General features: G+C 74.7%; 7 protein-coding genes. 6 read left to right on the top strand and 1 reads right to left on the bottom strand.

The window, feature by feature from the left end:
• The 4 genes from E1267_RS41410 to E1267_RS41395 form a co-directional block, all read left to right on the top strand.
• Positions 1–1,847, top strand: a 1,847-nt coding sequence (locus E1267_RS41410; RefSeq protein ID WP_132341419.1) for a non-ribosomal peptide synthetase, incomplete at its 5' end; no start/stop codon positions are given.
• Positions 1,844–3,910 carry a type I polyketide synthase gene (locus E1267_RS41405; RefSeq protein ID WP_132341417.1) on the top strand — a complete coding sequence of 689 codons (2,067 nt, stop codon included), beginning with the start codon at positions 1,844–1,846 and terminating at the stop codon, positions 3,908–3,910. The genes E1267_RS41410 and E1267_RS41405, both read left to right, overlap by 4 nt.
• Positions 3,907–5,103, top strand: a complete 1,197-nt coding sequence (locus E1267_RS41400) for a cytochrome P450 (RefSeq protein ID WP_132341415.1) — start codon at positions 3,907–3,909, stop codon at positions 5,101–5,103. Before E1267_RS41405 ends, E1267_RS41400 begins: the two co-directional genes overlap by 4 nt.
• Positions 5,104–5,112: 9 nt before the next feature.
• Complete coding sequence (locus E1267_RS41395) at positions 5,113–5,490, top strand: VOC family protein (protein WP_132341413.1); 378 nt, start codon at positions 5,113–5,115, stop codon at positions 5,488–5,490.
• On the opposite strand, the gene E1267_RS41390 is transcribed toward E1267_RS41395, so the two are convergent.
• Positions 5,487–6,374, bottom strand: coding sequence for a TIGR03619 family F420-dependent LLM class oxidoreductase (locus tag E1267_RS41390; RefSeq protein ID WP_132341411.1), 888 nt, complete (start codon positions 6,372–6,374; stop codon positions 5,487–5,489). The two genes, E1267_RS41395 and E1267_RS41390, sit on opposite strands and share 4 nt — an antisense overlap.
• An 18-nt stretch (positions 6,375–6,392) precedes the next feature.
• Here E1267_RS41390 and E1267_RS41385 point away from each other — a divergent pair, with 18 nt between their 5' ends.
• The gene (locus E1267_RS41385; RefSeq protein ID WP_132341409.1) at positions 6,393–7,250 is read left to right on the top strand and encodes an aminoglycoside phosphotransferase/kinase family protein; all 858 of its coding nucleotides are present in this window, start codon (positions 6,393–6,395) and stop codon (positions 7,248–7,250) included.
• Between the two features lie 59 nt (positions 7,251–7,309).
• Positions 7,310–7,466 (top strand): TFIIB-type zinc ribbon-containing protein (locus E1267_RS41380; RefSeq protein ID WP_165960093.1); only part of this gene is annotated, 157 nt, incomplete at its 3' end.

Below are 7,466 nucleotides of genomic sequence, written 5' to 3'. Positions count from 1 at the left end.
CGGCCGCCCCCACCGCGACCCGCCTGGTGCCCGACCTGGTGGCCGAGCGGGCCGCGGAGCGTCCGGACGCCACCGCGCTCGTCTGCGGCTCCACCACGCTCACGTACCGCGAGGTGCTGGAGCGCGCCGACCGGCTGGCGGAGCGGCTGCGCGCGGCGGGCGTCGGGCCGGAGATCCCCGTGGGGCTCTGCCTGGCCAGAGGCGCGGACATGGTGGTGGCGGCGCTCGCCGTGCTGCGCGCGGGCGGCGCGTACGTGCCCCTCGACCCCGGGCATCCGGCCGCCCGCCTGAAGTTCATGATCGCCGACGCGGGGGTGCGGCTGCTCATCGCGGACGGCCCCGTGGACCTCGGCGTGCCCGTCGCCACCCCGAGTGGCGAGGACCCCCTCCCCCCGGTCGGACCCGTGCTCACGGCGCGGCCCCGGCCCGCCGACACGGCCTACGTCCTCTACACCTCCGGCTCCACCGGCACCCCCAAGGGCGTCGCCGTGGAGCACCGGGCCCTGCTGAACCTGGCCACCGCCGTACGCCACCAGTTCCCCGTGACCGGCGACGACCGGGTGCTGCAGTACGTGTCGTTCGGGTTCGACGTGGCCGTGTCCGACGTGGTCTTCTCCCTCGTCGCGGGGGCGGAGCTGCACATCGCCGCCGAGTGCGAGCGGCTCGGCGAGGACCTGTACGCCCGCCTGCGCGACTCCCGCATCACCTACGCCTTCCTGCCGCCGTCGGCCGCCATGTCGCTGCCCTGCCCGCCGGACGCCCGCGAGAGTCTCCTGCCGGACCTGCGCACGCTGGCCGTCGGCGGCGAGGCGTGCCCGGCCGAGCTGGTCGAGCGCTGGGCCACACCGCGGCGGCGGATCGTGGACGCGTACGGGCCGAGCGAGACCACCGTCTACGCCACCACGGCCGACCTGTCGCCGGGGCGGCCCGTGGTGATCGGGCGGCCGGTCGCCAACGGGCGGGCGTACGTGCTGGACGAGCGGCTGCGTCCCGTGCCCGTGGGCGTGACCGGGGAGATCTACCTGGCGGGGTCGGGGATGGCCAGGGGCTACGCCAACCGGCCGGGGCTGACCGCCGAACGGTTCGTGGCCGACCCGTACGGGCCGCCGGGCGGGCGCATGTACCGTACGGGCGACCTCGGCAGGTACGACGCCGACGGGGTGCTGTCCTACCTGGGCCGGGTGGACACGCAGGTCAAGCTGCGCGGCTTCCGCGTGGAGCTGGGCGAGATCGAGACCGTGCTCGCGGCGCACCCCGGCGTGTCGGTGGCGGCGGCGTCCGTGCGCGGTGACCGGCTGGCGGTGTACGTGGTGGCCGGCGGGGAGCCGGCACCCGCCGCGGAGCTGCGGGCGTGGCTCGGCGACCGGCTGCCCGGCTACATGGTGCCCGACTCGGTGGTGTTCCTGCCGGAGCTGCCCGTCAACAGGTCGGGCAAGGTGGACAGGTCGCTGCTGCCCGAGCCGCCGCCGACCCGTCCCGACCTGGGCCGCCCGTACGTCGCCCCCGCCACGGACACCGAGCGGCTGCTGGCGGAGGTGTGGGCCGACGCGCTCGGCCTCCCCCCGACGGGGGCGCAGGTCGGCGCGCACGACAACTTCTTCGACCTTGGCGGCAACTCGATCAGGCTGCTGGCCGTCCTGGCGGCGCTGCGCGAGCGCGGCAGGGACGGCGGGCTCAGGCTGGTGGACCTCTTCCGGCATGCGACGGTCGCCGCCCTCGCCGACCGGCTCGATCGCCCCGCGGGCACCCAATCCCCGGCGGACGCCGGCGAGGCCAGGCGGCGCGGCCGGAGCAGGCGTGAACGGCTCGCCGCGCGCAGGAACGCACAGAAAGGCGGTAACGAATGACCGACGCACCGGCCGTGGCCATCGTGGGGATGAGCGGCCGCTTCCCCGGAGCCCGCGACGTGGCCGGGTTCTGGGCCAACCTGCGCGACGGCGTCTGCTCGATCGCCGACTTCGACGAGGAGGAGCTGCTGGCCGACGGCGTACCCGCCGACGAGCTGCGCCACCCCGGCTACGTGCCGTCCAAGGGGTACCTGGCGGACGCCGGCCGGTTCGAGCACGAGCTGTTCGGGTTCGGCGCGGCGGAGGCGCGGGCGCTGGATCCGCAGGCGCGGCTACTGCTGGAGACCGCGTGGTCGGCGCTGGAGGACGCCGGGTACGACCCCCGCGCGGCGCCCGACAGGACCGGCGTGTACGTGGGCGGCGAGCCCAGCGACCACGCGCTGGCCGCGCAGCTCGATGCCGGGCTGCGGGCCAGGCTCGGGCCCATGCAGGTGCGGATGTTCACCGACAGGGAGTTCATGGCCGGGTGGGTGTCGTACCGGCTGAACCTGACCGGGCCCAGCGTGACCGTGCAGACGGCCTGTTCGACGTCGCTGGCCACCGTGCACCTGGCGGTCCAGGCGCTGCTGCTCAGCGAGTGCGACCTGGCGCTGGCCGGCGGCGTGTCGATCGACACGCCGTACAAGCGGGGATACCTGTACGAGCCCGGCGGCATCTTCTCCCCCGACGGGCGGTGCCGGCCCTTCGACGAGAAGGCGGCGGGCACCGTCGGCGGCAACGGCGTCGGGCTGGTGGTGCTCAAGCGCCTGGAGGACGCCCTGGCCGACGGCGACCCGATCCACGCGGTCGTCCGCGGCACGGCGCTCAGCAACGACGGCGCGGGGCGGGTGGGGTTCACCGCGCCCGGCGTGGACGGGCAGACGGCCGCCATCGTCGAGGCGTGGGCGGCGGCCGGGCTGGAACCCGCGGACGCGCAGTTCCTGGAGGCGCACGGCACCGGCACGGACCTCGGCGACCGCATCGAGGTGGCGGCCGCCGCCGCGGCCGTCGACGGCGCGCAGGGGTGCGCGATCGGCTCGGTCAAGTCCAACGTCGGCCATCTGAACGCGGCGGCGGGCGTCACAGGGCTGATCAAGGCCGCGCTGATGCTGCGCCACCGCACGATGGTCCCCACGGTGAACGTCACCCGCCCCCACCCCGACCTCGATCTCGGCTCCACCCCGTTCCACCTGCTCACCGCCACCACGGAGTGGGCCCCACCCGTGAGCGGCCCGCGCCTGGCCGGGGTCTCGTCCCTCGGCATCGGCGGCACGAACGTCCACGTCGTCCTGCAGGAACCGCCCGCTCCCGCTCCGAGCACGGCGACGCGCGCGGCGGCCCTGCGTCGCGGGGACGACGGTCCCGCCGTGGCGCACGGAACGGACGGGCCCGCCCCGGTTCGCGGGGACGGACCGCCGCTGGTGCTGCCGCTGTCGGCGCGAACCCCCGCCCAGCTCGCCGCGGCGGCGGGACGGCTGGCGCGGGCGCTGCGCGCCCCGGGCGCGCCTTCGCTGGCCGACGTCGCCTGCACCCTGGCCACGGGCCGCGCCGCCCTGGACGCCCGCGCCTACGTGTCCGCCACGACCCGCGCCGAGGCCGCCGCCGCCCTGGACGCGCTCGCCGCGCGCGGAGAAGCGGCGGCCGGAGAAATGGCGCGCGGCCGTTCCGTTCCGGGTGACGCGTGGGTGCGGGGTGAGGACGTCGTCTGGCCGCGGACGGGCGGGCGGCGGGCCCACCTGCCCACGTACCCGTTCGCGGGCGAGCACCACGGCGCGCTCACCGTCGGAGCACCGCCGCCACCGCGACCGGAACAGCCGCAGGACACGAGGGCCGCGGTCACCGATCTGTTTCTCACCACCCTGGACCTGACCGGCACCGAGGACCTGGGCAGGACGTACTTCGCCGTCGGCGGCGACTCCCTGACCGCCGTTTTCCTGGTCGGCGAGCTGCGCGACCGCTTCGGCCTGGAGGCCCCCATCGAACTGTTCCTCGAGGAGCTGCCCCTGGAGGAGCTCATCTCGCGCGTGCTCAGCGAACCGGACGACGACCCGCTCGGCGACCTCCTGGACGAGTTCGGAGCATGAGACCCAGCCCGGACCCGGCCGGGATCGACGCGCTCGACCTGCTCGATCCCGAGCTGCACGCCACCCACGACCTCACCCCGGTATGGCGCTGGCTGCGCGCCCACGACCCGGTGCGCAGGCATGAGCGGTTCTGGAGCGTGACCCGCCACGCCGACGTGCTGCGCGTCGTACGCGACCCGGAGACGTTCAGCTCGCTGCGGGGCAACATGCTGCGTACCCTCCTGCGGGGGCACGACCCCGGCGCGGGGAAGATGCTGGTCGTCACGGACGGGCCCAGGCACGCCCGGCTGCGCCGCCTGCTGACGCCCGGCTTCGGCCCGCGTACGCTCGGCACCGTCACGCGCTCGATCGAGGAGGCCACCCGCGACCTGCTCGGCGCGCTCGTACGCCGCGGCGGCGGCGACTTCGTGGCGGAGGTGGCCGCGCAGGTGCCGCTGCGGGCCATCTGCGAGCTGCTCGGCGTCCCCGAGGCGGACCGGCAACGCGTGCTGGAGCTGACGGGCGAGGCCATGCTGGGCGAGACCCCGGCCGCGGAGCGGGCCGGCAGGACACCGCCGACGGCGATGATCGCCCAGAGCGAGATCCTGCTCTACTACACGCGCCTGGCCGCCCGGCGCAGGACGGCGCCGGGCGACGACGTGATCAGCCTGCTCGTCGGCAGCGACCTGACCGAGGAGGAGGTGCTGCTCAACTGCTACAACCTCATCATCGGCGGCGACGAGACGGCCCGGCTGGCGATGGCCGGCGGGCTGCTGGCACTGGCCACGTACGACAAGGAGTGGGCGCGTCTGCGTGAGGACCCCGCGCTCGTCGATCCGGCCGTCGAGGAGATCCTGCGCTGGACCACCCCGGCCGCCCACGTCGGGAGGGTCGCCACGCGGGACGCGCAGCTGGCCGGGCGGCGGGTCGCGGCCGGTGACGCGGTGGCGCTGTGGACGGTGTCGGCCAACCGTGACGAGGCCGTCTTCGACGACCCGGACCGGTTCGACGTCGGCAGGACACCGAACCGGCACCTGACGTTCGGGCACGGCCCGCACTTCTGCCTGGGCGCCCAGCTCGCCCGCGCCGAGCTCCGCGCGCTGCTGGCCGAGCTGCGGGCGAGCGTGTCGGCCATCACGGTGACGGGTCCGGTGACCTGGCTGCCGTCGAACTTCGTCAACGGCGTCGGCACGCTCCCCGTGGCACTGGCGTAGCCTGCGAGTATGGCTGTCCACCTGAACCACACCATCGTGGCGGCGAAGGACCGGGACGCGACGGCCGCGTTCCTCGCCGACGTCCTGGGGCTGGAGCCGCCGCCGGTCTACGGCCCGTTCCGCGTCGTCCGGCTCGGCAACGACGTCTCGCTCGACGTCGTCGAGGCCGGCGGGCCCGTGCATCCGCAGCACTACGCGTTCCTGGTCGGCGAGGAGGAGTTCGACCTGATCAAGGCACGCATCGAGGAGCGCGGCCTGACCTACTGGGCCGATCCCCACCACCGGCGGCCGGGCGAAATCAACACCAACGACGGTGGCCGGGGCCTCTACTGGGAGGATCCCAACGGCCACAACCTGGAGATCATCACGGTGCCGTACGGCGGCTAGGGCGCCAGCGCCTCCAGGGCCTCCTCCGCGCGGCGCATCGCCTCCCCGGGTCCGGCGGTGACGATCTCGCGGTCGAAGTTGAGGTCGTGGAAGACGTCCGTCACGCCGCGGGCCGCCAGGGCGGCCACGTCGGCCCTGATCTTGTCGTACGTGCCCGTCAGCGGGCGGTCCTCGTCGCCGGGCCGCACCTGGGTGACGCCCCTGCACACGAACCGGAACCCGGTCGCGTCGCGCCCTGACGCCGCCAGCTCCCTCTTGATCAGCTCCACCCTGCCCGCGATGCCTGACAGATCCTCCCTGCTGGAGCTCACCCACCCGTCGGCCAGCCGGGCGGCGCGGCGCAGCGCGACCTCGGCGGTGCCGCCGAGCAGGACGCGCGGCGGCGCCGGCGCCGGCTTGGGGTCGATGTGGGAGGGCGGCACCCGGTAGAAGGCGCCGTCGTGCTCGACCACGTCGTCGCGCCACGCCTTGCGCAGCACCTCGACGAACTCCTCACCCCTGCGGCCGCGCCCCTCCATGCCGGCGCCCGTGGCGGTGAACTCCTCGGGCAGCCAGCCCAGCCCGATCCCGGCGGTGAGCCGGCCGCCCGCGACCGTCTGCAACGTGGCGAGCTGCTTGGCCATCAGCACCGGCGGCACGTAGGCGTTGACCACGGCGACGCCGAGACCGATCCCGCTCGTCACCCCTGACAGGTGCGCCAGCGTGACCAGCGGGTCGTGCACGGCGCGGTAGGTCGGCCCCATCGGATGCCCCACCGGGTACAGCAGCCGCTGGTACGTCCACAGCTCGTGGTAGCCGAGCTCCTCCGCCCGCGTGGCGACGCGGCGCATGTTGGCCGGGGTGGCCCAGGGCCCTGACTGGGGTACTGCGAAACCCACTCTCATGCCCTCTAGTCTGTACTGGTGACTCTGGAGGCGGAGCTGGCGGGCGTCGCCGGGGCGTACGGCGGCACGGGCACGCCCGAGTTACACCCGACCCGCACCGATGTCGTGGTGGTACGCCGGGGCGAGGTGGTGGTGAAGGCTCACTCGGCGCGTGACGACGCCGGGGCGTTGCGGCCGAGGTTGCGGGCCGCGGCCTCGGCCGCGGCGAGCGGCGTCATGCTGGCCCCGCTGGAGCCCGAGGTGCTGACGGTGGCCGGGCGCGCGGTGACGGTGTGGCCCGCGGGGCGGCCCGTCGCGCACGACGACGATCCGGTCCACGCCCCGTGGGAGGAGGGGGCCAGGCTGCTGGCCAGGCTGCACGCCGTCCCCCTGACGCTGCTGCCGGTTCTCCCCGCGGCCGGTGGGCCCGCGAGGGCCGCCCGCGCGGTGGGGCGCATGTCCGGGGACGGCCCGGTCGCGCGGCTCGTCAGGAGGGCGTTCATGGGCCTGCCCGCGACCGACCCGCGGCCGGGGCTGCTCACGCACGGCGACTGGCATCTGGGCCAGCTGGTCGACCGCGACGGGTGGCTGCTCATCGACGTCGACGATCTCGGCGTCGGCGATCCCGCGTGGGATCTGGCCAGGCCGGCCGCCTGGTACGCCGCGGGGCTGCTCGACCCGGACGTGTGGGCCAGGTTCCTGGGCGCCTACCAGGCCTCCGGCGGGCCGGCGCTGGGCCAGGGCGACGACCCGTGGCAGCGCCTCGACGTGCCCGCCAGGGCGCTCACCGTCCAGCTCGCCGCCGTCGCGGTGGTCAACGCCGAACGCGAGAACCGGGAACTGGACGAGGTGGAGTATTCGTTGGTCGAGGCGTGCAACAGAATCGTCCGGGCGTGACGGGGTTGCGCGAGGTAGGTTTCAGGCTGGAGACCTCAGAGCCAAGGAGAGCGACTTAGATGCAATGCCCTAAGTGCCGCGGAAGCATGCGGACCTATGAGCGCAACGGCGTCCACATCGAGCAGTGCGACAACTGCCGTGGGATCTTCCTCGACTACGGCGAGCTCGAGACGCTGACCCGGATGGAGACGCAGTTCCACTCCGCTCCCCCTCCCC

This window comes from Nonomuraea longispora (assembly GCF_004348345.1).
Lineage (GTDB): Bacteria > Actinomycetota > Actinomycetes > Streptosporangiales > Streptosporangiaceae > Nonomuraea > Nonomuraea longispora.
Note: the sequence above shows the minus strand (reverse complement) of the source record. Positions and strands in the feature narration are given on the sequence as shown.